Annotated in this window: 20 protein-coding genes; 8 read left to right on the forward strand and 12 right to left on the reverse strand. The window is 41.2% G+C overall.

Annotation, left to right across the window (positions count from 1 at the left end):
• The first annotated feature begins 31 nt into the window (after window positions 1–31).
• Both QL229_RS04830 and QL229_RS04835 read left to right on the forward strand, forming a co-directional pair.
• Window positions 32–631: a tRNA-uridine aminocarboxypropyltransferase gene (locus tag QL229_RS04830; protein WP_138557380.1), complete on the forward strand. Its 600-nt coding sequence runs from the start codon at window positions 32–34 to the stop codon at window positions 629–631.
• Entirely contained in the window at window positions 631–1,407 is a 777-nt protein-coding gene (locus tag QL229_RS04835; protein ID WP_138557364.1) for a CLCA_X family protein, read from the forward strand. The genes QL229_RS04830 and QL229_RS04835 overlap by 1 nt, the downstream gene beginning before the upstream one ends.
• On the opposite strand, the gene QL229_RS04840 is transcribed toward QL229_RS04835, so the two are convergent.
• Together QL229_RS04840 and dcd are read right to left on the reverse strand one after the other, a co-directional pair.
• A complete protein-coding gene (locus tag QL229_RS04840; protein ID WP_138557363.1) occupies window positions 1,373–3,868 on the reverse strand; it encodes an EAL domain-containing protein in 2,496 nt (831 codons plus the stop codon). The two genes, QL229_RS04835 and QL229_RS04840, sit on opposite strands and share 35 nt — an antisense overlap.
• A 129-nt stretch (window positions 3,869–3,997) precedes the next feature.
• Window positions 3,998–4,585 carry a dCTP deaminase gene (gene dcd / locus QL229_RS04845; protein ID WP_281546509.1) on the reverse strand — a complete coding sequence of 196 codons (588 nt, stop codon included), beginning with the start codon at window positions 4,583–4,585 and terminating at the stop codon, window positions 3,998–4,000.
• A 276-nt stretch (window positions 4,586–4,861) separates the two neighbouring features.
• Here dcd and QL229_RS04850 point away from each other — a divergent pair, with 276 nt between their 5' ends.
• A complete protein-coding gene (locus QL229_RS04850; protein ID WP_135925164.1) occupies window positions 4,862–5,188 on the forward strand; it encodes a hypothetical protein in 327 nt (108 codons plus the stop codon).
• A gap of 82 nt (window positions 5,189–5,270) precedes the next feature.
• On the opposite strand, the gene QL229_RS04855 is transcribed toward QL229_RS04850, so the two are convergent.
• The 3 genes from QL229_RS04855 to apbC all read right to left on the reverse strand — a co-directional run bounded on the left by QL229_RS04855 (window position 5,271) and on the right by apbC (window position 12,328).
• Window positions 5,271–8,219 (reverse strand): TonB-dependent receptor, encoded by a 2,949-nt coding sequence (locus QL229_RS04855; RefSeq protein WP_135925167.1) that lies wholly within the window; start codon window positions 8,217–8,219, stop codon window positions 5,271–5,273.
• 76 nt (window positions 8,220–8,295) lie between these two features.
• Complete coding sequence (locus QL229_RS04860; RefSeq protein ID WP_253039532.1) at window positions 8,296–10,938, reverse strand: glycoside hydrolase family 16 protein; 2,643 nt, start codon at window positions 10,936–10,938, stop codon at window positions 8,296–8,298.
• A 310-nt stretch (window positions 10,939–11,248) separates the two neighbouring features.
• Entirely contained in the window at window positions 11,249–12,328 is a 1,080-nt protein-coding gene (apbC, locus tag QL229_RS04865; RefSeq protein WP_235382506.1) for an iron-sulfur cluster carrier protein ApbC, read from the reverse strand.
• Between the two features lie 178 nt (window positions 12,329–12,506).
• On the opposite strand from apbC, the gene metG reads away from it, so the two are divergent.
• Window positions 12,507–14,531: a methionine--tRNA ligase gene (gene metG / locus QL229_RS04870; RefSeq protein ID WP_138557360.1), complete on the forward strand. Its 2,025-nt coding sequence runs from the start codon at window positions 12,507–12,509 to the stop codon at window positions 14,529–14,531.
• Between the two features lie 62 nt (window positions 14,532–14,593).
• Here metG and lepB read toward each other — a convergent pair whose 3' ends face one another.
• On the reverse strand, window positions 14,594–15,253 hold the full coding sequence (gene lepB / locus QL229_RS04875) for a signal peptidase I (RefSeq protein ID WP_138557359.1): 660 nt from the start codon (window positions 15,251–15,253) through the stop codon (window positions 14,594–14,596).
• A 185-nt stretch (window positions 15,254–15,438) separates the two neighbouring features.
• Here lepB and QL229_RS04880 point away from each other — a divergent pair, with 185 nt between their 5' ends.
• Window positions 15,439–15,897 (forward strand): hypothetical protein, encoded by a 459-nt coding sequence (locus tag QL229_RS04880; RefSeq protein ID WP_138557358.1) that lies wholly within the window; start codon window positions 15,439–15,441, stop codon window positions 15,895–15,897.
• Window positions 15,898–16,104 carry a helix-turn-helix transcriptional regulator gene (locus tag QL229_RS04885; protein WP_054552938.1) on the forward strand — a complete coding sequence of 69 codons (207 nt, stop codon included), beginning with the start codon at window positions 15,898–15,900 and terminating at the stop codon, window positions 16,102–16,104. It begins immediately after the preceding gene.
• 58 nt (window positions 16,105–16,162) lie between these two features.
• On the opposite strand, the gene QL229_RS04890 is transcribed toward QL229_RS04885, so the two are convergent.
• From QL229_RS04890 to aceK, 4 genes are read right to left on the reverse strand one after another with little or no spacing between them, the layout of a single operon-like run.
• A complete protein-coding gene (locus tag QL229_RS04890; protein ID WP_054561248.1) occupies window positions 16,163–16,423 on the reverse strand; it encodes a DUF2999 family protein in 261 nt (86 codons plus the stop codon).
• 53 nt (window positions 16,424–16,476) lie between these two features.
• A complete protein-coding gene (locus QL229_RS04895; protein WP_138557357.1) occupies window positions 16,477–17,439 on the reverse strand; it encodes a zinc-binding dehydrogenase in 963 nt (320 codons plus the stop codon).
• A gap of 8 nt (window positions 17,440–17,447) precedes the next feature.
• The gene (locus QL229_RS04900; protein ID WP_171040403.1) at window positions 17,448–17,840 is read right to left on the reverse strand and encodes a hypothetical protein; all 393 of its coding nucleotides are present in this window, start codon (window positions 17,838–17,840) and stop codon (window positions 17,448–17,450) included.
• 51 nt (window positions 17,841–17,891) lie between these two features.
• Complete coding sequence (gene aceK, locus QL229_RS04905) at window positions 17,892–19,721, reverse strand: bifunctional isocitrate dehydrogenase kinase/phosphatase (protein ID WP_138557356.1); 1,830 nt, start codon at window positions 19,719–19,721, stop codon at window positions 17,892–17,894.
• A 105-nt stretch (window positions 19,722–19,826) separates the two neighbouring features.
• Between aceK and QL229_RS04910 the strand changes: the two genes are divergently transcribed.
• Window positions 19,827–20,774 carry a LysR family transcriptional regulator gene (locus tag QL229_RS04910; protein WP_105180795.1) on the forward strand — a complete coding sequence of 316 codons (948 nt, stop codon included), beginning with the start codon at window positions 19,827–19,829 and terminating at the stop codon, window positions 20,772–20,774.
• A 111-nt stretch (window positions 20,775–20,885) separates the two neighbouring features.
• Entirely contained in the window at window positions 20,886–21,329 is a 444-nt protein-coding gene (locus QL229_RS04915) for a hypothetical protein (RefSeq protein WP_138557355.1), read from the forward strand.
• A 5-nt stretch (window positions 21,330–21,334) separates the two neighbouring features.
• On the opposite strand, the gene icd is transcribed toward QL229_RS04915, so the two are convergent.
• Together icd and QL229_RS04925 are read right to left on the reverse strand one after the other, a co-directional pair.
• Window positions 21,335–22,600 carry an NADP-dependent isocitrate dehydrogenase gene (gene icd, locus QL229_RS04920; protein WP_281546510.1) on the reverse strand — a complete coding sequence of 422 codons (1,266 nt, stop codon included), beginning with the start codon at window positions 22,598–22,600 and terminating at the stop codon, window positions 21,335–21,337.
• A 107-nt stretch (window positions 22,601–22,707) separates the two neighbouring features.
• A complete protein-coding gene (locus QL229_RS04925) occupies window positions 22,708–25,386 on the reverse strand; it encodes a 7TM diverse intracellular signaling domain-containing protein (RefSeq protein WP_281546511.1) in 2,679 nt (892 codons plus the stop codon).
• Window positions 25,387–25,414: the final 28 nt, after the last annotated feature.

Below are 25,414 nucleotides of genomic sequence, written 5' to 3' on the forward strand. Positions count from 1 at the left end.
TATGGATACTTTTACCGTATTCCGAGTTTATATGGCTAGAGAATTATGCTCCCACTGTGGCTTTTCTACTAAAACTTGCTTATGTGATTCTATAAACATAATCAATAATAGACTAAAAATCATTATATTACGCCACCCAAGTGAGGAAAAAATTACTAAAAACACGGCGCATTTATTGAATTTAGGCTTAGCCAATTGCCAAATTATTGCTGGAGAATCTGAGCAAGACTTTGTTTCGCTGCAAACTTTGCCAAAATCTAGCACTGCTGTTTTATACCCAAGCCATGACGCATGGTGTCTTGATGAGCAAAGCTCAGAAGTGAATATATTTAAACAAACATTAACACATCTGATTGTTATAGATGGCACGTGGAAAAAAGCATTTAAAATGCGCCAACTTACCCCTAGTTTACAACAGTTTAAGACCGTTAGTTTTAAGCAACTACCTCAAAATCAGTATTTAATACGAAAAGCTCCCCGTGAAGATAGCTTGTCAACATTGGAGGCTGTAGCCCATAGTCTTCACTTAATTGAACAGCTTGACGTTACGCCATTGTATAAATTACTCGCAGCATTAGTTGACAAGCAAACTAAGCACATGCCAGAAGATGTAAGGGCTCGATATCTTTAATGCGTGTTTCTAAACGATTGAGTGCAGGTTTTAATCGCCAAGGCCCCGACTACCGCTTTGATGATCAAGTTGATTTCAATGACATTCGTGACACGTTTGGGTTTCGTACTATGTTAGTGGGTAGCTGGGTGAACAAACAAGAGCGTCTACTCGCGGCTAATTTAATTTATGATGCCCTAGCCGATCTTGCTCAAATATTGAGCTTACCGCCAACAGCTATTGGTCTGCGGGGTAAGCTTAATTTTGCTTTTGGTCATGGCGGCCAAAAAGGCGTACAAGCACATTATAATGCCCATAGCCAAACGTTAGCACTGGCTAAAAATGCCGGGGGTGGCGCACTTGCACACGAATGGTTTCATGCCTTTGATCATCATATCTGCCAACATTTATTTGTGAATAGAAAAAGCATGCAGTTTTGTTCTGCCTTATGGCTCGAACAGTCACCAGATTTAAGTCACCCACTTAATCAGCGCTTAAATGATTTTTATCATCAGGTTTTTTTAGATAACTCAGGTGCAAACCCAAATGAGTATGTAAAACAATCTATGGCTTTTGATCAGCAAGTAAAACAGTTATATATGAGCATGCCTGAGGAACTCGCAGCTCGCTGTTTTGAAAAGTGCATTGCCATGCACCCTGATATAAAAAATAGCTTTTTGGTAAGTGGTTTATCAACAAGTGGCTTAATCTATCCAGATGAGCAGCATGCGATGCGCTGCTTTGCAGCACTGCTAAATTACTTTAATCAACTAGGTTCGCTGTTGCATCAAAACTAAGTTCAACTTTCTGCACCTCACTAATCCAAGCTAAATAATCATCAGCACAAAGCGGCTTTGAAAAATAATACCCTTGTCCAAACTGGCAGCCATAACTTTGCAGCATAGTTAGGCTTTGCTGATCTTCAATTCCTTCTGCAACCACCTGCGCGCCTAGTGTGGCAGCAATGTCGCAAGTTGCCCGACAGATACTCTGATCATTTACTGAAAACGGCAGATTTAACACAAATTGTTTATCTATTTTCACTTCATCAAAGCCAAGTTGACTTAAATAAGCAAGTGAAGAATAGCCTGTTCCAAAATCATCAATCGCGAGTTTTAAGCCAATTAAACGATAGTCATCGAGTGTGGCTTTAATCTTTTTACTCTCCTCTAATGTAGCTGACTCAGTCAGCTCCAGCATAACCGACTCGGCACGCACATTTTGTTCATTTAAAATGGTGATTAACAGCACAGGTAAGTCTTTATTTAATAGATCTTTAGCCGAAATATTAATGGAAATAACGTGATCGGGTATCAGTGTGCAAAACTTCGCTTGCCACTGAATTCCATTTTCGACCACCCATTCAGTGAGCTGATTGATCACCCCCGCAGACTCTGCAATTGGAATAAACACATCAGGGCTCACTGCACCAAATACTGGATGATGCCAGCGTAAGAGAGCTTCACAGCCCACTACTTTGCCTGTTTTCAAACAAACCTGTGGTTGAAAGTGTAAGCTTAACTGATTTTCATCTATCGCCATTTTAAGTCCTGCGGCAATCGATAATCTTTGTTCAGAAAGCCGCGCACTCTCAGAGTCGAACATTCGCCAACGCTCACCTTGTAAACGTTTTTCAGACATTGCTTGTATGGCACATTGTAAAATTTGCTTCGCGGTATTGCCGTGCATCGGATAATAGGCAACACCAATATCAACACTATCGACTAAATTAATACCTTCATGGGTGAGCCCTTCTTCAAATACCCCATGGATCAAACATGCAAACTGCTCTATATGACTGAGTTCTAATTCTCCTATCACTAAGCAACCAAATGTACTGTCATCAACATGAGCAAGCCATGCACTTCTACTGGCTTGAATTTCAAGCTTTAATGCATTCATGGTCTGTAGCTGAGTATTTAAGATACTTAATCTTTCATTGATACAAATATTTGCTTGCTCAAAACCAAACGTAGAACGCGCATTTGAAAGAACATGTGGTTTAAATAATAAGACAGAAAAGTGCTGTTTCTGCGATACTTTTTTCATCATTTGTGCGAGCAAAAATTGCTTATTAGGCAGTTTAGTCTCCGCATCATGCAGCATCGAATAATTAAATGCCGCTATTTGCTGACGATCTTTAAGTAACAGCACGGAACATATCGCCAGTGATGTGATAAGCAAAATGGTGTTATGAACACCATGGTAACCAATACCAAAGCCATTCCAAATGAATAAACTAAGCACCTGAGTCACAATCGTCATTAACATAAATACACGTAGATAGGTGCGGCTATTTTTTCGCTTCATTACACTAAAAAATACAGCAGCTGCAAAACTTAAAAACCCAATACATGAAACTATAAATAACCATTGATGATTAAACTGAGGCAATAGTGATGACAACACGGCCGCGCTGAGTAAACAAGCCATCATTACTTGCCACGCTTTTTTAAAGCGGGGTTTATAGGTATGGATTGCCAGAAAGTGATATAAGAAATAGCTCGCAAAATATAATGCAAACTCATTAACAGGCCATTTTGCTTCCCAATCTATGCCATTAACGAAATAGCTTATTAGCCCGTTATCAATCAAAAATCCGATACTAACCAGTACGAAGTAAGCATTCAGCAGCAGGTATTTTGGTTGCTGCGATACCACAAAATAAATAGCGCACACAAACATGCATATAATCAGCACACCTAAAATAGCGCCATAGCTTAAAATGATTTGATGTAAGTTTATTTCAAAGGTTTTAGCAGCAACTACCCCAACTTCTATAGTCAGCGCCCTATCGTGCTCAAAGTTAACCAGTGCCCAGCGATGACCTTGACTATGCTCTATTAACCAATGTGGTCGCACATTCGATAAGCTTTCAAGTGAGGCGAGCCGCTGATTATTGGTAGCCTGAGAATTTTCATCTAACAGATAAAACTTTACCCAGGTTAAATTTGGCTCACCTAGATAAACAACGTAATTTTTATTGTCGGGTAGTTGCAATAAATCGATTATTAACCAGTGGGATGTTTGCGGGGCAAGGCGGATTGAACTGCTTTCGAGAGCGTTTAGCTGTTCTGCATTTTGAAGTGATTGTTCCAGCGATTGACTTAATTTGGCAAGAGGCTCGGCAGAGTCAAGCAGCCAAATCGATGAACTCTCATTGGCAGCAAAGGTACTAAAGCTGTGTAAAAATACACAACACATTGTTATGAGCAGCGTTCTAACAACCCGATGGATGTGCTTGCCAATAAAATGCATTTTAGCTCCGTGCTTTAAACACCAGCTAAAAGTATGGGGGTAATACGCTTAAATTGCCAATTATGCAGACTTTAATTAGGTAAAAAGTTTAGGCGTATGGGCGTGTGGCACTAAAAGCCACACAATACTTTACTTATTATCATCGCTTATTCGACTTGCAACAGCTGAGTTTTGATCCTTATATTTTGCATCTTTACGTGTGTTGTAAGGGTTCTCAGCAGGACTTGTCATGGTTTCAAAACTCATAGCGCCAATCTTCATCATTGGGCGTAGCGCTAATGGCAATTTACCTGAGTTATAAAACTCCAAAACAATATTTCCTGACCAACCGGGATCAATACGATGTGCAGTTACATGTACCATCAAGCCAAGTCGTGCTAACGATGAACGACCATCTAACCAACCTACAATATCAGCAGGTAAAGATACTTTTTCATAGGTAATTGCCAAAGCTAATTCACCTGGATGAAGGAAAAAAGCTTCTTCTTCAGCAAGCACAATTTCATCACTCATAATGGATTCCATCGCCTTGTTTAGCTGATCTTTTGGACCACTTAAGTCAACATAAGCTGCGGTATGATCTTGGAAAACTCGAAATTTATTGCCCAAACGCAAGTCCACCGTCACACCTGAAATCATTTCTTTACTCGGTGTAGGCTCAATAACTATACGGCCTTCGTCAATATACTGCTGAATATGGGTATCTGATAATCTCATTTATTATTCTACCTAAAACAACTTAAACATATGATTTTAAGCTGAAAAAACACGCTAAGCTTAAACTTAAAAACACAAAGAGTTTATTGTGTAGCAGTTAAGCAAAATGGAATGGACATAGTGTGACATATATTACACAAATCAGCAGCGTGTTGCGCTAATAAATCTCGATTAAATAAGTCTTCTCAGGTAACAACATCAGCTGTTTCTGATTTATCTGAAGTCATGAGTTTTGTTCTAATTGCCGAATTACAGGGAAAGTGAGGATGAGTTGTTATGGATTACGTTATTTTATCCGTAATAACATTGCCAGCATGTGTTGTTGCTATTTTAATCGCCAAACACTACGCTAAAAAACAAGAAATTTGGCACGGCTTTCTCGTCTTCATTGGCTCATTGTTACTAACAAGCTGGTCGGTGGTTGGCCTAGTCGCAAACGAAACTTTCTTTTTCCCGCTACCTTCATTACTCACCATGGTCTTTTATCTTTATTGTTATGGTGAAACCGACATTGTGTTTATGCCCAATTTATTAATTAACCCCGGCATTGCTATTTTCTGCTATTTTTCAGCTTACTTTTTCAGTCGCAATAAACTTTTTTAAGCGCTGTGTATCCTTTTTATATTTACTAAAATAAAAAGCCGCTCATTGAGCGGCTTTGGTTCTCATTAGGGTTCATATGAGATTAAAAGCTATAACGTGCACCGATTGTGTAACGAGGTCCGTATTGACGAGCAAATAAGAACTGCTCTTCATAACGGCCATAACCACGTTCAGTTTCGTTGTTAAGGTTTATACCTTCAAAGAAAACTGTCATGTTTTCATTAATGTCGTAGTTAACGCTTAAGTCCCATTGACCAAACGTATCGCCAAATTGTGGCGGCGCATCAGATGAGCCTTGCGCTTGACCAACACCAATCAAGTACGAATCACGCCAAGCGTAAGTAACTTTAACTGACAAGCCGTCTTTATCGTAGAATGCTTGGAAGTTAGCAGAATCACTCAAACCTGATAAAGGCGCTTGCTGTGTTAAACTATTAACATCAAATTCAACATCACCATCTACAAATGTAGCGTTAACACCTAAACCGAAACCACTTTCACCAAACAAGTGCTGTACAGCAACTTCAAAGCCATCTACCGATTTGCTATCAGTATTTTGTGGCTGAGAAATATTCCATACCATTAGTGGGTCTGCACTAGTTGGCTCGATAGCACCATCCGCATTACCATAACCAAGTGCCAGCATTTCATTGAAGATTGCATCACTCGTTGCTTGCTCACCGCGTGCTTCAACTGAAGCTACGGCCTCTTGATAACGTGGACCATTTAGAATGTCATGTAGACCTTCTATCGTTGTTTCAGTAATTTGCGTTTGAATAAAGTTATCAACGTCTTTTTTGAAGTAGCCAACTGATGCATAGCTGCCTTCGCCATAGTAATACTCAAGCGATAAGTCTAAATTCGTTGACTCAAACGGCAACAGGTTAGTATTACCTTGACCACCTGTACGCGAACCTGGTTTTGGACTACCAGTTAAGCTTCGACCACCAGCAAGGTTACCAAGCGGTGCACGTGCCATGGTTTTACCCCACGAAACACGTCCAACAAGTTCATCTGTGATCTCAACTTTTACGTCGATATTCGGTAACCAGATATCATAATTACCTTCTTCTTGGTAAAAGTTATCTGTACCACCAGTTTCGTATTGCATGATCCATTCAGATGCACTCACCCAGTTAACTTGGCTTTCAACACGTTGACGAACCGTACTGGTTACATCAGTCTCTTCGTAACGTAAGCCTGCATTAATTTGAACAAAGTAGTCAGATAACTCAAACTCCCAAAGTGTATTGACGTAGAAGCTTTGCGTTTTTTCTTCTACATAGCTTTCACTGTCGATACCATCAAAAAATGGGTCAATTGAGTATTGGTTATCGCCCAATAAATCTTCGTTTAAAAAAGCAAGCTGACGAGCCAAAGCTTCTTCAAAGCTATATGTGTAATAGTAATTTGGTTCAAGGGCACTACCACCACCAGCGAACTGATCTAGCATGTCACCAGTATCATTATAAGTGAACATACCGTCTGGGAAGATCTCTGTAAATGATGGGTTAAAGCCAGGACCACCACGTAAGCCACTCCACGCAGTAAAACCACCCATAGTTTGCTTGGTATTGGCAGCACCAAATTTCACTTTAACAAGTGGAATTTCAAAGCTGTCATTTAACCACGTAGCATGAAGCTGCGCTTGCTCTACATTAGACTCACCCGGCGAATAAATAAACTGGCTGAAGTTAGAATCAATTTCACTTGGATCAAGTACAGTAGTACCGTTTTTCCAATTCACATACGCATGTGGGATTTCACCAGTGCGATAGTCATACACCTTGCTACGGAGTTGGTCAGAACCAAGAATGATCTGGCCGTCAGAACCTAAACCGTCATCTGCACCATTGTCTGTTTCATTCTTCGAATCGTGATAATCGAACTCAACTTCCCACGCATCGTTGATTTGCCACTCTAAATTTAAACCAATTGAGCGTGCTTTTACTTCTGTAGTGCCACGGCTTGCAGTAAATGAACCATCGTTACCACTAATATCGGCATAAAGTGCAGTACCATTTTCATCTAGCTCATAGCTATTAATGTTGCTGCCAAACTCATTCCAAATACCCCAACCTGTTGTTTCAACGCCTGTAATTGCACGGCTTGCCGTGTAATCAACCGTTGCAGTGAAGTTTTCAACTGGTGCATATTGTAAAGTCACTTGGCCGTTAGTACGCTCACGTTCAACATCAGCAATGCTGTAGTTCATATCTTTTGGAAAGAAATGGTTACCAACACGGTTGCCTTCACTATCTACTGGGCGTGGGTCAATGTAGTCACCTTCATCTAATGATGGTAAATCTACATTCGCTTGCCAGCCTTGAATGTTTGCGCTTTGTTGTTGGAAATCACGCTCTTGATGTGAGAATGAAACGGCAAAGCCAACTGAATTATCAACATATGTATTACTGTACATCGCTGAGAATTCAGGAGTTACATCATCCCCTTTTTCATTTGACGAGTCGTGAATAGCCTTAATAGACGAACTAAATTTTTCACCTGGGCTATTTAAAGGGCGAGTCGTTATAATGTTTACTGTTGCCCCAAGACCACCACTTGGTACATCTGCTTGACCTGATTTTGCAACTTCAAGTGCACTTACACCGTCAGCGGCGATATTTTCAAGGGCGTAAGAACGTGTATAACCAGTACCCGGCATTTGACGGCCGTTAAGCATTACCAGGTTAAACTCAGGGCCAAAACCACGCACTGTGATTTCGCTGCCTTCGCCGTTTGAACGACTAACAGATACACCGGTAATACGTTGCAGTGACTCGGCTAAGTTAGTATCTGGGAATTTACCCATTTCTTCTGCCGAAATCGCATCAACTACACCTGTAGCATCGCGTTTCATATCCATGGCGCGGATCAAACTGCCACGAATACCTTTTACTTCAATAATTTCTATTTCTTTGTCAGCTTGCTCATCTTGCGCGTAAGCCATCGGCATAGTGCCAAACCCTGCGGTTAAGATCATCGCCACTGAAGCTGCAAGAGGCGTTTTAATAAATTTTGTGCTTTTCATGATTTACCTGCTTTTGCAATTTGTTGCCATGGTATGTAGGTGCCAGTTTGGCACCCACCATTGTTGCCAGTGTTAATTAAGGATTCGCAATGACTGCATTATCGATACGGTAAACCGCACCTTCACCCATGCCCCATGAAGGGAACACCATAACAACGTCGATTGCACTAATATCAAGGCCTGCACTTAGTAAATCGGCAAGTGTATATGTGTATGTTTGCCATTCACCAACCACTGGCTCGACACCTTCTTGGCTTGCACTTAGTGGAAGCTCCACAGCTTGCCCTGCATCGTTTGATTCGATTTTAAATAACCACTGCGCATCTTGGTTACTTGCGTTTGAAACGATTTTCATTTCAAAACGAACTACACCTTGAGATAACATGTGTGATGCATCAAAACTCACGCCATCTGCTGCTAAGAAACCCATTACAGTTGGTTGAGCACCAATTTGAAACTCAGCAACTGAGCCGTGTGCTTCGTCGTCTGTTTCTACAGTTGGTGTACTACCAGCACAACAATCCCAAATGCTCCATTGGTCAGCTACGCTATCTGCAAATAAAGTGAGATCTGATTGCGGCTGCGGTGCATAAATACGTGCATTATCTATGCGGTACACAGCACCCTCACCTTGACCCCAAGCAGGGAAAATCATGATGACATCGATAGCACTCACATCTAAACCAGCTTGTAGTAGTGTGCTTACAGGGAATGTGTAGGTTTGCCACTCACCCGCAACCGGATCAACACCTTCAGTACTCGTATTAAGGTTAACTTCAACCGCTGTTGCCCCTTCATTTGACTCTACCTTTAACATCCATGGTGCATCAGGAGTTGATGGTAGCGATGTTATTTTCATCTCAAATTGCAACATACCGTCATCAACAAGCGAAGTCGCATCAAATTGAGTACCACTACCACCTGATGAGGTGCGGTTAATAAAGCCCATTACTGTTGGCGTTGCACCAATAGAAAACTCAGCAGTTACACCATGCTCTTCATCATCAACTACTTCAATAGGTGTTGAGCCCGCACAGCAATCCCACAGAGGCCAGTCTAGGTTAGTCTCATCAGTGAACAGTGTTAGTGAAGGTAATGTTGTTGAACCACCGTTAGTGATTTCAACATTATCAACACGGTAAACAGCGCCTTCACCTTGACCCCATGCAGGGAAAATCATTACAACATCAATCAAAGATACATTTAGGCCTGCGTCAGCTAATGTTTGTAATGGGAAGGTATATGTTTGCCACTCACCAGCTACAGGACTAACACCTTCAGTGCTAGCGCTTAGGTTTAGCTCAACGGCTGTCGCGCCTTCATCACTTTCAATTTTGAAAAGCCAAGGTGCATCAGGAGTAGAAGGTAATGAAGTCACTTGCATATCAAAACGCACATAACCGTCTTCTAGCATAGCGCTTGCGTCATAAGGAGTGGCTTGGCCGTTTTCATCGGTAATAAATGCATCACGGCTAATGAAACCATTTACCGTTGGTGATGCACCCACAACAAATTCAACAACATCACCGCGCTCAGCATCTTCAACAAGTGCAGGAGTTGAACCGCCACAACAATCCCATGCAGGCCAGTTAGGGTTAAAGCTGCTATCAAAAATAGTAAGCGGTGTTACTGTACCATCACTAGGTGGTGTAGGTGCAGGAGCTTTACCTTGTACTAGTGCATCTTCTAAATTATCGTAACCAGGGCGAACTGTTTCACAGCCTTTGCCTGTATCTGGGTCTTGCGCACATTCGTAAACACGAACATAGTCAACTTCAAAAGTTTGACCATTTTCAAATGCACTTGCGTCAATGCCCGTTGCATTAACGTTTTCTGGCCAGTCACCGCCTACAGCAAAGTTTAAGATTAAATAAAACTCTTGGTCATAAGGAGATGCATCCCAGAAAGTTGTTAACTCACCGGTTGTTTGATCAAAGTACTCTGTGTACCAACCTTTGTGTTTAAGTGCCAGAGCTTCGCCTTTAGCATTGTAAAGTAACTCTGATTTGCGCTGTGTTGCATATAGATAGTCGTCTACATACCAACGAATTTCACCTTCTTGCCATTCAATTGCATAGGTATGAAAATCATCCGCTGGGTTAGTGCCTTGATCAAATGTATAAGCCTTACCGCTTTGATCATTATTTGGCCACTCTTTACCATAGTGAAGCGTACCGTAGATATTTGACTCGACACCGTCATCTGTTGGGACTTTCAAGTTAACCGACTCAACGATATCAATTTCACCAGAGCGTGGCCAACCACCATACACTTCATCTGTTGGCATCATCCAAAATGCAGGCCATGAGCCTTGACCACTTGGAAGTTTGGCACGGACTTCGAAGCGTCCATATTTAAAATCAGCTTTGTAACGTGTGTTAATGCGCGCAGAGGTATAAGGTTTTGCAGCACCCTCTTCTGCAGGTAATGCAACGATGTTTAGAATACCATCAGCTACGAATGCATTTTCTTCACTGTCGGTATAACATTGCTTTTCATTGTTACCACCGCCAGCGCAATCTATTTCAAAATTCCATTTGCCCTCATCAATGGAATCGCCATCAAAGTTGTCTTCCCATACCACAACCCAATCTGAAACGGGCTCACTTGGGTCAATGGTATCGATTTTTGTGTCTGTGGCAGAGCCACCGCAGCCTGCTAACGTCGCCACAGATAGTGCCATAGCGAGTTGCGTTAAGTGTGTTTTTATTTTGTTCATTGCATTGAACCCTAACATTCTGTGTTTGTTAGTTTACAGCTGATATTAATAACAAATATTAGTTTCAGCCAATTTGTAAGCGCTTACAATTGAGGTCAAATAAAAAAGAACAAAAATGTAAGCGCTTACATAGAGTATGACAAGGTTACTAAAACGTCAATAAATTATTAACAAATAAACCGAGTTTATTCCTAAATTTATCAATCATGCTTCAGTAATGCGTAAATACAGGAGGATGCCAAATAAAATAAGATTATTTCATTAAAAACCAATGCAAAATACACACTAATTAATGACTAAATTTCAATAATTAGTCTTCTGTAATAACAATATCTACTTTGCTGGTCTGGGCTTGTTGATAATATAAACTACTAGCAAGGACCCGAGCTGCCGTTTTATAAGTACAACTTATTTCAGCCGCACTATCCTGCGCTATCAGATCACCTTGCTCTGAGCTCTCTCGAATTTCAATTGCCAATGGGATATTAGCCAGCACAGGCACACCATGGCGATGAGCCAATGTTACAGCGCCATCTTTGCCAAAAACATGGTTTGGTTGCCCACAATGACCACATAAGAAGTAACTCATGTTTTCAATTAAGCCAAGCACGGGGACGTTCACTTTATTGAACATAGCAATGCCCTTTTGCGCATCGGCTAAGGCTAAATCTTGAGGAGTGGTAATAATAACCGCACCACTAGCAGGTACTTTTTGGCTCATGGTCAATTGAATGTCACCTGTGCCAGGTGGCATATCAACGATTAGATAATCAAGCTCTCCCCAAGCAGTTTCGTTCATTAATTGATTAAGTGCTCCTGATGCCATAGGACCACGCCAAACAGTTGCATCATCACTTGGTACTAAAAAGCCGATCGACTGCGCCTTGAGGTTATGTGCCTCAAAAGGAAGTAAGTTTTTATTATCCTCTGTTTTAGGCTCAGCTCCTTGTAGACCCAATAGCAGAGGAATAGACGGACCATAAATATCGGCATCTAAAATACCAACCTGTGCACCCTCTTGCTGTAAAGCCGAAGCAAGATTCACTGCCGTCGTTGATTTTCCTACTCCACCTTTGCCTGACGCAACGAGTACAATATGTTTTATTTGCTTAAAACTATATACGTTCGGTAACCTGACCTGAGCAGTAATTGACACAGGCACAGATAGTTTATCACTGACAAACTTTTCAATTTCGTTGATTTCGCCACAGCCAGCAAAAGGTAGGCTTAATTTGACTTGCCAGCTTTTATCGCTGTTTTGATTTAGCTCTTCGAGCCAGTCTTGCTCAATGCCAATAGCAAATGCGCTACTACGATAGGCGGCTAAGGCAGCAATGATAGGCGCTTTTTCAGCCGATTTACTTGAGAATAGTTTTGACAGTCCAAACATAGCAATAAATTAGCGTTTCTTTGATGAAAAGTGCTGCGGAATTATGTAACATTCAAGGCATTAAAACCAGACAATTAGATAATATCATTGCTTTAGCTTGTATATAAACAACTGGCAATGGATTAAATAATGATATTCGTGCATGTTTGCATCGAACTAATCTCAATTCGGAATGATTATGGCACAGCGAAAGATCCTGATTACTAGCGCATTACCTTATGCCAATGGCCCGACTCACTTAGGTCATTTACTAGAATACATCCAAACTGATATTTGGGCGCGTTTCCAAAAACAACAAGGTCATGAAACCTACTACGTTTGCGCGGATGATGCTCACGGCACACCAATTATGCTTAATGCGCAAAAGCAAGGGATCACGCCAGAAGAGATGGTTAAAAACGTCAGTGTTGAACGTCAACGTGACTTTGCTGATTTCAATATTGAGTTTGATAACTATCACAGCACGCACAGTGAAGAAAACCGTCACTTTAGCGAGCTAATCTACAATCGTTTAAATGAAGCGGGTCACATTAAAAAGCATACTATTTCTCAACTTTTCGACCCAGAGAAAGGTATCTTCTTACCTGATCGCTTTGTAACAGGTACTTGCCCAACGTGTAAGTCTGAAGATCAAAACGGCGACAGCTGTGATTCTTGTGGTGCTACATACAGCCCAACTGAACTTATCAACCCACGCTCTGTAATGTCGGGCGCTGAGCCAATCTTAAAAGATTCGGAGCATTACTTCTTCGACCTTCCTGCTTTTGAAGACATGCTTAAAGAGTGGTTACACTCAGGTACGATTCAACAAGAAATGGCAAACAAGCTTGATGAATGGTTTGCTGATGGCTTACAGCAGTGGGATATCAGCCGTGATGCACCTTACTTCGGTTTTGAAATCCCTGGCGCACCGGGTAAATATTTCTACGTATGGTTAGATGCGCCAATTGGCTACATGGCGAGCTTTAAAAACCTGTGCGACAAAAAAGGGATTGATTTTGATGCATTCTGGCGCGAAGACTCAGATGCAGAGCTTTACCACTTCATTGGTAAAGACATTATCTATTTCCACAGCCTATTCTGGCCGGCAATGTTAGATGGTGCAAAATTCAGAAAACCTACTAATGTTTTTGCACACGGTTTTGTGACTGTAAATGGCGCGAAGATGTCTAAATCAAAGGGCACCTTTGTAAAAGCGCGTACTTACCTTGATAACCTAGATCCTGAGTATCTTCGTTATTACTACGCAGCAAAACTAAATAACGGCATCACTGACCTTGATTTAAACCTTGAAGACTTTGCACTGCGTGTAAACTCAGACTTAGTAGGTAAAGTGGTTAATATCGCAAGTCGTTGTGCAAGTTTCATCACGAAGAAATTTGACGGCAAGCTTAGCGACGCCGTAATGGACGAAGCGCTATTAGGTGAGTTCCAAGCAGCTTCTGCAAGCATCGCAAATCACTATGAAAACCGTGATTACAGCCGTGCAATTCGTGAAATCATGGCCCTTGCTGATAAAGCAAACCAATTCATTGATGCTAAAGCGCCGTGGGTGTTAATTAAAGACGAAACAAAACAACAAGAAGCACACGATGTTTGCTCACTTGGTTTGAATATGTTCCGCGTACTTATCACTTACTTAAAACCTGTTCTGCCAGGTATGGCAGCAAACGTTGAAGCCTTCTTAAACGACGGTTTAACATGGCAAGGCGCGCAAACTGCGCTTGTTGGTCACGCAATTAATAAGTTCAAACCATTAATGCAACGTGTTGAAATGGATAAAGTAAACAAAATGATTGAAGAATCAAAAGAAAGCCTAGTTGCTGAAAAAGACAAGATTGATCCAAACAGCCCACTAGCTAAAGAGCCAATCAGCCCTGAAATCGAATTTGACGACTTTGCTAAAGTTGATTTACGTGTAGCGAAAATTGCTAAAGCAGAACATGTTGAAGGCGCAGATAAGTTATTAAAACTAACTTTAGATTTAGGTGGCGAAACGCGCCAAGTATTTGCAGGTATTAAATCTGCGTATGCACCAGAAGACATCGAAGGCAAGCTAACGGTTATGGTAGCGAACCTTAAGCCTCGTAAGATGCGTTTTGGTATGTCTGAGGGCATGGTATTAGCAGCAGGCCCTGGCGGTAAAGAAATTTATATTCTTAACCCAGATGAAGGCTCAGAGCCTGGTATGCGTGTAATGTAATTGCACAATTACTAGCTTATAAAAGAACCGTTGTGTCTAGGCACAACGGTTTTTTTGTTTAGCTAAGGTGCTAAGTATAAATCATGCAAAACCCGCTCTTTTCGAGGTAAGTAATAATCATCATAATCGAGTGATACAAGCACTCTTTTAGCTTTACCTAATAACTCACTGCGAGGCACTAAGCCAATTACTCGCGAGTCTGCACTATTATCGCGGTTATCGCCCATCGCTAAATACATGTCCTTGGGGATAACGACAGGGGCAAAATGCTGCATCACCGAAGGCGTTTTTGATACTTGAATAGCGTGTTGAACACCAGCAAGGTTTTCAATAAGTGTCTGCTGCTGTTGCTCATCATTATCTAGTTCGTAATCAAGCGCTTTGCCGTTAATGATCAATTTATTATCTACTAATGTCACTGTATCTCCCGGCACGCCAACGACACGCTTTATTAAGCGATTATTTGCAGCTTTAGAGTCAAATACAATGATATCACCGGCTTTTGGCTCATCTGTGCGCATTAGCGAAATATGACTAAATGGCACACGCAGATCATAAGCCATTTTATCCGTTAAAATTCGATCCCCTTCAACGATGGTCGGGTTCATTGAACCTGTTGGCACTTCATACCAATCAGCCACCGCACTTCTAAAAACACTCATCAAGCAGATAAATAAAATCAAAGAGCGGTTATTTTTCCATACTTTCAAAAGCCAGTTCATATTCGTTCCTTATTTGTTGTTTGTTTTCATAAGAGCCACTGCGGTTCGAATTAGTTCTTAACTAAATGTAACGAAATACGTCAATGATAAAAATACCATACATGATGTCAAAATTATTTGACACCACAAGTAATGAGTAGTTTACTTAACATCAAGTCAAATATTTTTTACATTGGATAATAACGATGAGCTACAAAGAAATGACAATTTGGGGCACCTTGGTGGTAACCATTGGCCTTTTAAGCTATTACCTTTTAGGGATTAATTCACTTCAAGATGCAGGTGAGCTTAACCAAGATACCATGGTGTCTTATTTGTATAAGGTTGTTGTAGTAGCGGTGATCTTAGAGATCATTATGCAATCTGTGCTTGCGGGTATTAAACACAAAGAAGCAGACTTAGGAGATGATGAGCGCGATAAGCTTATTGAGCTAAAAAGCACCAAACTTGGTCATTGGTTTTGCTCTGCAATTATTTTAATGTGTGTATTTTTAACAACGCAAATTGAGCGTGTGTCTGGGCGTATGCTGTTACCTGAGGTCTCTGATCTATATAATATTATGCACTTTCTTATTATTGGTTTTTTAGTGAGTGAAATTATTACTATTACTAGCAAAGCGTATTTATATCGAAGAGACAGCTAAATGACAAAACAGCTCAGTAATACCATTCGAGAACTTCGATTTCATCACAATGAAATGACGCAACAAGCATTAGCAGAGGCTGTTGGTGTTTCAAGGCAAACCATTGTAGCGATTGAAAAAGGTAAATATTCCCCCTCTCTTGAGGTGGCTTTTAAGATTGCACAGTTGTTTGATAAAAAACTGGACGACGTGTTTTCGTATCAATAATACTAACAAAAAAGGTTAGCCAAATAGCTAACCTTTTTTCAATTCGAATCATTCAATTTTATGACTGCTGATTTTTGAACTGCGCTTTGGCTTGTTCAACTTCATCATCACTGATGCCAACTGATTCAGCCGCTTCTTTAATAAGATGTGGCTGAGTCATCACTAATGCCATCAGTTGCTGAAGCTTCTCTGGTGGAATACCTAACTGTTGAACCAAACCCATTGCCATCATTGGGTTTTCCATAAACGCTTGGAACAACTCACGCACTTTTTCGTCACTGACATTGTGCTCTTTGAGCATTGCAATAATTGGGTTCATACTAACCTTTACTTTTAACTACTAATAAAACCAATAATATGGGCAAATTGCTGTTATTCAACTAACAGAACCACTTTTCCCGAATTTTCGTTGTTATCTAAAATGCGGTGCGCCTCATTTGCCTCTTGCCAATTTAAGGTTTTATAGATATTGCAATCGAACAACCCTTTAGCCAAATCATCATAAAAGCGCGATATAAACTGCTCTTTTAAATCGCGCTTAAATTCAATTGAACGGTTACGTAACGTTGATGCATGAAATGAAATCCGCTTACTAAGTAGCCTTGCAAAGTCAACCTCAGCAAAGCGTGCATCTAAAAATGCTAACATCACAATTTGGCAATCCATGGCTGCAACAGCAGCATTTTTATTTAAATAGCTTCCTGATACAGGATCAACAATGGTATTGGCCTGTAAATTATTGGCTTTAAAATATTCTACAAAGTCGGTGGTTTTATAATTGATAGTATGGTCTGCGCCAAGCTGTTTGGCATGCTCGCACTTTTCATCGCTACCCGCGGTAATCACTACTTGAGCGCCTGCGCGCTTTGCCATTTGAATTGCCGCACCACCTACACCACTGGCTCCCGCATGGATCAGTGCCGTTTGCCCTGCTTTAAGCTGACCAAATTGAAACAAAGCAGAAAAAGCCGTTAAGTATACTTCGCTGATAGCTGCGCCCTCTGCCATTGTCATTTCATCTGGTAAAGGCATCACTTGCGCAGCATCAACGGCAACATATTCACTATAAGCACCACCCGCACACAAGGCAAAAACGCGCTTATTAAGCAGGTCACCCGATACTGCACTACCTTGCTCAACAATGGTTCCGGCGCATTCTAAACCTAATATTTCACTGTCACCTTTGGGTGCTGGATATTTGCCCTGTCGCTGTAAACAATCTGCGCGATTAACGCCGATCGCCGCTACAGCAATAAGAACTTCGTTATCTTTTAGAGTTGGTTTATCTGTTTGCGCAAAATGTAACTGTGAGTCTTCGTGCTTAATATAACGCATATCACCTTCTATTTAATTCGTTGCCAGACCTCAGCTTCGACTAATTTGCCATTTTCATACAAGGTGTGGTGCCACAAATCACCTTCTATTTTGTAATCAAATGCCATGGTCTTACCAAGTAATGAAGGTACATTACCATAGGAAAAAGTTTCGATAAATTGCTGGTCTTGCAAAACATATTTGCCGCCACCAGCATAATGAAAGTTGCCTTGCTTTTGGGTGATATAGCTAAAATGACTGGGTGTAATCAGTTTAACAGAGGTAATTTCTGGCGCTTTTGCCGTCACATAGCCGTCATTGGTTGCATATTTGCCTTCAACAAATTGCCAGCTACCTAATAACGGATTGGCGCTTACCATAGACGAAATAAATAAACTCGATAATAACAGTGTGTTTTTCATAGTGCGTTCCTTAGCAATTTTTCAATAGCATACGCTAACACTATGTTCCTATTAAACAGTTGTAGGATGAGATTTTTTCATTTGAGCTCTCATCGAAGAAAAACGCCAAGACTGTTTATAAGGATATACATCAAGCAATTGCCCATCGTTTATAGCCGCTTGGAGTTGCTGCCACATAGTAGCTGTAAATATATCTTGATGGGCTGCATTAAAGTGCTCAAAGGCCCGCTTATTGGCACTAAAAAACACTTTAAACTGGCTCGGAAATACGTCGTTTTCGGCAATATCGAAGTAGCTCTCGCTACTGAGTTCATCCAATGAATCCTCTGTTTTTGGCAGCTCTCTAAATTGACACTCTGTCAAAGGGCAAATTTCATCGTAATCATAGAACACCACTCTTCCCCAACGTGTAACACCAAAGTTTTTCATCAGCATATCACCGGGAAAGATATTAGCCCCCGCGAGCTCTTTTATTGCCTTACCGTAATCAACCATAACTTGCTGCAGTTTTCGCTCATCACAGTCGTTGATGTACAAATTAAGCGGTGTCATTTTGCGCTCTACATACACATGGCGCAAAATAAGTGCATTTCCCGAAATCACTAGGCTATCAGCAATTTGCTGCTGCATAGTTTGTATGAGCTCTTCACTAAACCGGCTCAAATCGAACGCTAAATAGCGAAATTCATGGGTATCGACTAGCCGGCCAACTCGGTCGGCTTGTTTAACAAAGTCGTACTTGGCCATTACTTGTTGCTTGGTGGCCGTTTTTGGTGCGCTAAATTTATCTTTTATTACCTTGTACACATAATCTGAGCCTGGGGTGGTAAATACCAGCATCACCATGCCTGGCGTACCCGGCGCAAGTGTGTATTTATCGTCAACAGGACTATTACGGGTGGTATCAACTTTGTAACGATAAAACTCGGTTTTCGCGTGTTTGATAAAGCCTATGGCATTAAACAACTCAAAGCGTTGCTTATGAGGCATTAATACACTGAGGTAATCAACGTATCGGGCGGGTTGGTCAGTATCGACCATAAAATATGTACGCGCAAAGCCAAACAACAAGCTGAGTTGATCAGCTCCCATCATCACAGCATCAATGTGCAGACCTTTTTCACTGTTTAATAGCGCAATCGCAAATGGCATGTTATCGCCATTTTTAGCAATACAGCGACCTATGATGTAACAGGCTTTATTTCTAAAAAACAATGAATTAGCGTATTCAATATAGCCATCATTAAGAGCAAGCAGCTCATAAACTTGTGGGCATTGCTGTTTTGCTCCAGCAATCAAGGTGCGCTGTAACATGGCAACATCATCAGCAAAGTTAGCGTATTCTGAGCGAAACACATGACGTTTGATCAAGCTGCTGATCGCAGTTTCAAAGCCATTTTGCAGGGAAATACGGCTAACCAATGAATCAAAGGGCCTTGGCCCCAATTGATAGCGCGCTTTTAATACAAACAAGTGCACATTGCGGATTTTTCGAGAGTCCCAGATTGCACCGAAGGTTGAATTAAAAAACGTATGAGCAATGGGCTGATTTTCGTGGCTTTGCACCATCTCTGCGTATATTTGTTTGGCTAATAGCCAAAGCGCTGGGTCGTCCACTTCACTATAAGCAATAATTTTTACCGCTTGGCTTACCTTTTTGACTTGCCCCTCGTAAACCTGCAATCGCGATTTCATAGCCCCTTGAACTTGATGCCACTGGCGCTGTTCAAAGCGACTTTGCGCACCGAGGGTAATATTTAAAAATTCTGCAAACATAGCCTCAAAGCCAGCATACACCGCACGGGCAAGCTTAGTCGCTACGACCTGATTTAACTGTTCGCTGTGTGATTTAACAGCCAAATGTGAACTCTGCTGTGGCATTATTTTTATCGCTTATGCTGATTATTTTAGTTGCCTTGTTTACACACAATAGCAAGCGCGCTTTAATTTAGGTAATTAATAAAGATAATAAATAAGATTGATCAAATGAATATTAGGCACGTCGACCTCAACCTATTGGTGTATTTAAATGTCCTCATTGATGAACAAAGTGTGTCTAAAGCCGCCAATAAACTGGCTTTGACTCAACCTGCAATGAGTAACGCACTTAAACGTTTGCGTGATTTATTTGATGATCCATTATTAGTGAGAGCCGCAGGCACAATGACGCCAACTGCAAAAGCACTCAGCCTCAAACCTGAAATAGAATCACTGTTAAAAATGGCCGAAGAAATTACTCAGCCAAGTGAAATATTCGACCCGAGCACAGCAAATATTACGTTTCGGATCATGGCAAACGACTACCTTGAATCAACGCTTATTGCGCCGTTTATCACCCAGCAACTAGCAAAAAATCCGGGGCTTAATTTTGATATTTTGAGCCCAAGCGATGTTAACCTTCAGGATATGGAAAAAGGCACCATCGACCTTGCAATTAATCGCTTTAACGGCCTACCCCGCTCATTCCATCAAGCCAGTGTGTGGCGCGACAATTACTGCTGCTTAACACACCCAGACAACCCTTATTTACAGCAGCAAAACCTTGAAGGCTATCTGGCTCAAGAACACATTTGGGTGAATCGGGCTGGTTGGGGCGTAGAAGCGGCCGTGACGAATAAATCAGGCAGCCAAAAACTCGGCTGGGTCGATGAGGCCTTATGGCAACTAGAACAAACCCGCAATATTCGTGTATTCACCCGCCATTACATGGTGGCAAGCTTGCTGTGCCAATCACCAAAACTTATCGCCACACTCCCTCGCCGCCAAGCCATGTTATTAGCAAAACACACTGATTTGGTGATAAGTCCAGTGCCATTTCAAATAGTTCCTATTGAAGTGAAAATGTTATGGAGCCCTTTGTTACATCACGCAAACCCGCACCAGTGGCTGCGCAGAGAGCTACTTGCCTTTGCCGGTACGGTGGCTGATCGCTAAAAACAACATAATATTGATTAAATCAATATCAGTTATTGAAAACAACAATTTCATAAATAATGAGTGAAGGGCTAGAGTGAAGTTAAGCACATAAACAAAGAGAAAATGATTATGGAAACTTCAGCGCAATTCACTCAACAGGACGGCCTTTACATCAATGGTCAATTACACTCATTCATCGAGCAGCAGCTTTGTAAAAAAAGCGATTTAGCTTGCGAAGAAATTTACCAAACACTGGCAACGATGGTTGATGAGTTTGGCTGCCAATGCCGTAAAACCAAACATCAAGATGATGATGTTTTACAAGCAGACACACTGTTAAAAGCATATAGCTCTGTACGTTCTCACCCGCATTGTCATGTAGATGCGCAAACTACAACCGCAGTGCTCGATGAATACTGTTGCCAAGTACCGGCAATTTTAGTGGTAGCGTTAATGGACACATTAACAGGCATAACAAGTAACGAACCAGGTGCAGAGCACATTTACCAACGTGCAGCACAATTAACAGGTAAACCATGTGTCTACGCTGTTAAAAATGCCAATGCCGCTTAATATGGTTAATTATTTGAGTTACTTATTCGAGCGATGATGCTTTTTGCAAAATCACTGCAACTAAGCATCGTCGCAACGGCTACTAGGTTAGCTAAATCAAACGTCATTTCATTTGCGCTAAGCGTCTGTTCAAGCGCCTTTTCAATGTTATCCGCAGCTTGATGCCAGCCCATAAAACGTAGCATCATGACCGCACTTAAAATACTGCTTGTTGGATTTGCACTGTCTTCACCGGCGATGCGATTAAATGTACCATGAGTCGGTTCAAAAAAAGCCACTTCATTATTTAAATTTGCTGCAGGCATAATACCCACGCCACCCACCTGAGCTGTAAGCATATCAGCCAGGTAATCACCGTTTTGATTTGTTGTCACCACTACATCGAATTGCTCTGGGGTGAGCAGCGCTTGTTGTAGCATATTATCGGCAATCACTTCTTTGATGATTAAATCATCTTGATCGTCTCGTTCGATCACTAACCAACGACCATTTTCATGCGCTACAGCGTTAAACTCTTGCTCAGCAAGGGCAAATGCCCAGCGTTTAAACGCGCCATCGGTAAATTTAAGTACATTGCCTTTGTGCACCACCGTCAGTGATTCACTGCGCTCTTTAAGGGCAAAGTTGAGCGCGTAACGCATTAGTCGCTCTGCAGCCTCTTTCGAGCTATTTTTTATGCCAATGCCACATTGGTTATCAAAACGAAGTCGGGTGACCCCCATTTCTTGGCACAGAAAATCAAGCATACGTTCGTTGTCAATACTGCCAGCCTGCCACTCAATGCCCGAGTAAACGTCTTCAGAGCTGTCGCGTATTACAGTGATATTGGTTTTTTCTGGTTCTTTTAAAGGTGATGGTAAGTGTGGATAACTACGAATGGGCCGCATGTTAACGAATAAATCCATCTCATGACGAAGAGCCACATTTAAAGAACGAAAACCACCACCAAGAGGAGTAGTTAACGGCCCTTTGATAGCAATTTTATATTGCCTGACAGCATGTAAGGTTTCTTGCGGGAACCAATCACCATCGTAAAGCGCAGCAGCTTTTTCGCCATTGAACACTTCCATCCAATGTATTTGTTTATCACCTTGATAAGCATGACTCACCGCAGCGTCGACAATATTACGCATTACAGGAGAAATATCTTGGCCAACACCATCGCCTTCAATATAAGCAATAACCGGATTGTCAGGAATATGCCATCGCCCTTTACTATCGATAGTAATTTGTGCGCCCTTTGCTGGCACCGAAATGTGTTGATACTGCATCAAACTTTCCAAGCAATATGTTTTAACATTATTAGTATCAAGAAATAGCTAATTTGTCTGTGCTCATAGCGAAATAACGAGCATTCAACTAATTGATGTATCAATTATTAGTGAATGACATTGGCTATTTCATCTTCCATAGCGCAGAACAACGAGGCGATAAGTTGTGTATCAATCGTGACGGTGTCGTTTTTCAGCGCAGTATCTACGGCAACGGCCTTAACATAAAGCTTTTCACATTCGAACATATTGGCTGCGCCTTTTAACATATGCACATTTCTACTTAAACCATCGATATCCATGTTTTTGTACTGTTCACGCATTTCTACATACTGGCTTTCAAGGCCTTTAATATAGTCATCTTTGAGGGCCTGAAATTCTTTTTCGGGCAACTTGATGTCTGCCAATTCATCACAATCTAAATAGCTGGCAATTTTGTGGCTAAAGCCATTTCTGTCGATTGGTTTGGCTATTAAATCATTAAAGCCTTGTTTCATATAACGGGTGACTTCATGTTTCATAGTATTGGCTGTTAGGGCAATGATAGGTGCAGTAACACCTGTTGCCTGCATCATTTTTAATGCTTCTTGACCGTCCATAATCGGCATTTGAATATCCAGTAGAATAAGGTCAAAGCTGTCTTCGAGGGTTGCTTGCACAGCGTCTTTGCCATTTTCAACGGTGGTCACTGTCAGCCCCATACGCTCTAATATTCGTGCAATTAAACGTCGGTTATCTGGGTGGTCTTCAGCAAGTAGCACGCGCCCTTTTAGATTTTCTGGCGCATCGAGTTTACTAAATGGTGAGGTTTCAATAAGCTTCACTTCGCTCATGTCATTGAGCCAACGTGTGTTATCTGTGGTGTACACCGACATGGTGAAAATAAATTCACTGCCAGAACCCACATTACTTTTAACGCTGATATCACCATCCAATTTCTGCGCAAGGCTCTTTGAAATGTTAAGGCCAAGCCCGGTGCCACCATACTGGCGAGAAATACTAGAATCCGCTTGATAAAAGGCACTGAACAAGGCTTGTTGCTCTTTGTCTGTCATGCCGATACCGGTGTCTTTTACGCTTATCGACAACTTATCGTTATGACAGCTCACCGTTAAGGTTATACGCCCCACTTGAGTGAACTTAAGGGCATTGGTTGTGAGGTTTAATAAGATTTGCCTTAAACGACTCGGATCGGTGATCAAGTAGTCTGGCAACGGGAACTGATAATCCACACTGAATTTTAAGCCTTTATCGCGTATTTGCTTACCGATCAAAGACTCAATATTGGCAATGGTGGCAAACAAATCTGTTTCGACTAAATCAATCTCTAGCTTGTTTGCCTCAATTTTTGACATATCGAGTATATCGTTTATTAACCCAAGAACATGGCGGCTATTTTGTAAAATAACGCCAATACCATGATTACGCTCATGAGGCTTGATATCACCAAGCATAATGCCGTCTGCATAGCCAATTATTGAGGTCATTGGGGTACGAATTTCGTGGCTGATATTTGCCAAAAAGCGACTTTTGGCTTCATTGGCATCTCGTAATTCATCAGCCAACTCTTCAAGCTCTAAGGTTCTTAGTTGTACTTTTTCTTCTAAGTTTTTGTTTAGCTCTACGTTGTCATCATGTAATAACCTAAACTTGTCAGCAACAGCAAATGCTAGCAACATAGCGTCCATTGCCGTGCCTATCAAACCCAATAAATACAAATTAATTGAGGTGGCTGGCAACAAGCCTAAATTAGTTAAATTCCCGACCATGTTCGGTAGCATCATGGCAATATAGGCAAGCACAAAATAACGTGCCGGCTTAAAGCCAATCAGCATACAACGAATACCAATGTACAAGCCTAAACACAAAGCAACACCGGTAACTAATGTCGCCCAATAAAGACCAAAGCTTGGCCATAAAACACAAAAAGGGATGCCTAAAGTCGCAATAACCCCTACCGTTAAGGATAATTGAGCGAGCTTAGGGAACGTTTCTTTTAATTTGAGTAAATTATTGTAAAACAGAATATTGGTTAATGGTGTTAAGGCAAAACCTAGCCAATGAAGGTGCGGGTTATAGTAGCCAAACAATTGGTCTGATATATGAAAAAAATGACTCCATGCAAACACCCAAGATGCCGTAAATAACGCATAGTAAAGGTGAGTAACATCACGTGAGACTAAATAAATTAATAAGTTATAAAGTCCTAACGCAATCCCCACTCCAAAACAGAGCATCATGATCATATTTTCAAGAGTAATGGTTTCAAAATAATCTTGATAAGGTGTTAGTACCAGTTTTGCTGGGGTATAAAAGTAATCACTTTCAAAATAAGTGATTAGCGTATAGTGTTTATCTTTTTCAAGAGATAAGCGGTTACCATAGTGAAAGGCAAATTGATTTGGTTTTACACCGCCTGTAACAAACTGCTGAACCGGTGAGTTTGGATCAGTCATGTCGTAGATTCGACTTTCAATTTTTGATACAAGAGTGTTGTAGGGATAAAGTACTAAATCTTCAAATTCACTTTGATTTTCTATTTCAACGATTAGCCAATAACTGCCTCCAACTGAGCTAATACGAGATTGTGGCTTTTTATTTGCGCGCCATTTAGAGGTCTCAGCCACTGACGACGGAAACATATTATCGTTTGCGCTTAAAACTTGCCCAACATCATGCAGGTTTTGCTCCGCTGAGACATTCGTGTATACAAATGTCTCTTGTGCAAAGACCGAAGAACATAACAATAGAAAAAGCAGACCACAAATACACAGCTTTAACCGCATTCACTAGACTCCTTCACTACAACAAGCC

It is taken from the genome of Pseudoalteromonas sp. PAR1, assembly GCF_947311895.1.
GTDB lineage: Bacteria > Pseudomonadota > Gammaproteobacteria > Enterobacterales > Alteromonadaceae > Pseudoalteromonas > Pseudoalteromonas lipolytica_C.

Bases quoted from the DNA above. Each gene is read 5' to 3' on its own strand.
- QL229_RS04915 (WP_138557355.1), top strand. From the start codon at position 20,886: ATGGAAACTTCAGCGCAATTCACTCAACAGGACGGCCTTTACATCAAT.
- aceK (WP_138557356.1), bottom strand. From the start codon at position 19,721: ATGCCACAGCAGAGTTCACATTTGGCTGTTAAATCACACAGCGAACAG.
- QL229_RS04830 (WP_138557380.1), top strand. From the start codon at position 32: ATGGCTAGAGAATTATGCTCCCACTGTGGCTTTTCTACTAAAACTTGC.
- QL229_RS04890 (WP_054561248.1), bottom strand. From the start codon at position 16,423: ATGAACCCAATTATTGCAATGCTCAAAGAGCACAATGTCAGTGACGAA.
- dcd (WP_281546509.1), bottom strand. From the start codon at position 4,585: ATGAGATTATCAGATACCCATATTCAGCAGTATATTGACGAAGGCCGT.
- icd (WP_281546510.1), bottom strand. From the start codon at position 22,600: ATGCAGTATCAACACATTTCGGTGCCAGCAAAGGGCGCACAAATTACT.
- QL229_RS04835 (WP_138557364.1), top strand. From the start codon at position 631: ATGCGTGTTTCTAAACGATTGAGTGCAGGTTTTAATCGCCAAGGCCCC.
- QL229_RS04925 (WP_281546511.1), bottom strand. From the start codon at position 25,386: ATGCGGTTAAAGCTGTGTATTTGTGGTCTGCTTTTTCTATTGTTATGT.
- QL229_RS04880 (WP_138557358.1), top strand. From the start codon at position 15,439: ATGAGCTACAAAGAAATGACAATTTGGGGCACCTTGGTGGTAACCATT.
- QL229_RS04910 (WP_105180795.1), top strand. From the start codon at position 19,827: ATGAATATTAGGCACGTCGACCTCAACCTATTGGTGTATTTAAATGTC.
- QL229_RS04885 (WP_054552938.1), top strand. From the start codon at position 15,898: ATGACAAAACAGCTCAGTAATACCATTCGAGAACTTCGATTTCATCAC.
- QL229_RS04850 (WP_135925164.1), top strand. From the start codon at position 4,862: ATGGATTACGTTATTTTATCCGTAATAACATTGCCAGCATGTGTTGTT.
- apbC (WP_235382506.1), bottom strand. From the start codon at position 12,328: ATGTTTGGACTGTCAAAACTATTCTCAAGTAAATCGGCTGAAAAAGCG.
- metG (WP_138557360.1), top strand. From the start codon at position 12,507: ATGGCACAGCGAAAGATCCTGATTACTAGCGCATTACCTTATGCCAAT.
- QL229_RS04895 (WP_138557357.1), bottom strand. From the start codon at position 17,439: ATGCGTTATATTAAGCACGAAGACTCACAGTTACATTTTGCGCAAACA.
- lepB (WP_138557359.1), bottom strand. From the start codon at position 15,253: ATGAACTGGCTTTTGAAAGTATGGAAAAATAACCGCTCTTTGATTTTA.
- QL229_RS04900 (WP_171040403.1), bottom strand. From the start codon at position 17,840: ATGAAAAACACACTGTTATTATCGAGTTTATTTATTTCGTCTATGGTA.
- QL229_RS04860 (WP_253039532.1), bottom strand. From the start codon at position 10,938: ATGAACAAAATAAAAACACACTTAACGCAACTCGCTATGGCACTATCT.
- QL229_RS04840 (WP_138557363.1), bottom strand. From the start codon at position 3,868: ATGCATTTTATTGGCAAGCACATCCATCGGGTTGTTAGAACGCTGCTC.
- QL229_RS04855 (WP_135925167.1), bottom strand. From the start codon at position 8,219: ATGAAAAGCACAAAATTTATTAAAACGCCTCTTGCAGCTTCAGTGGCG.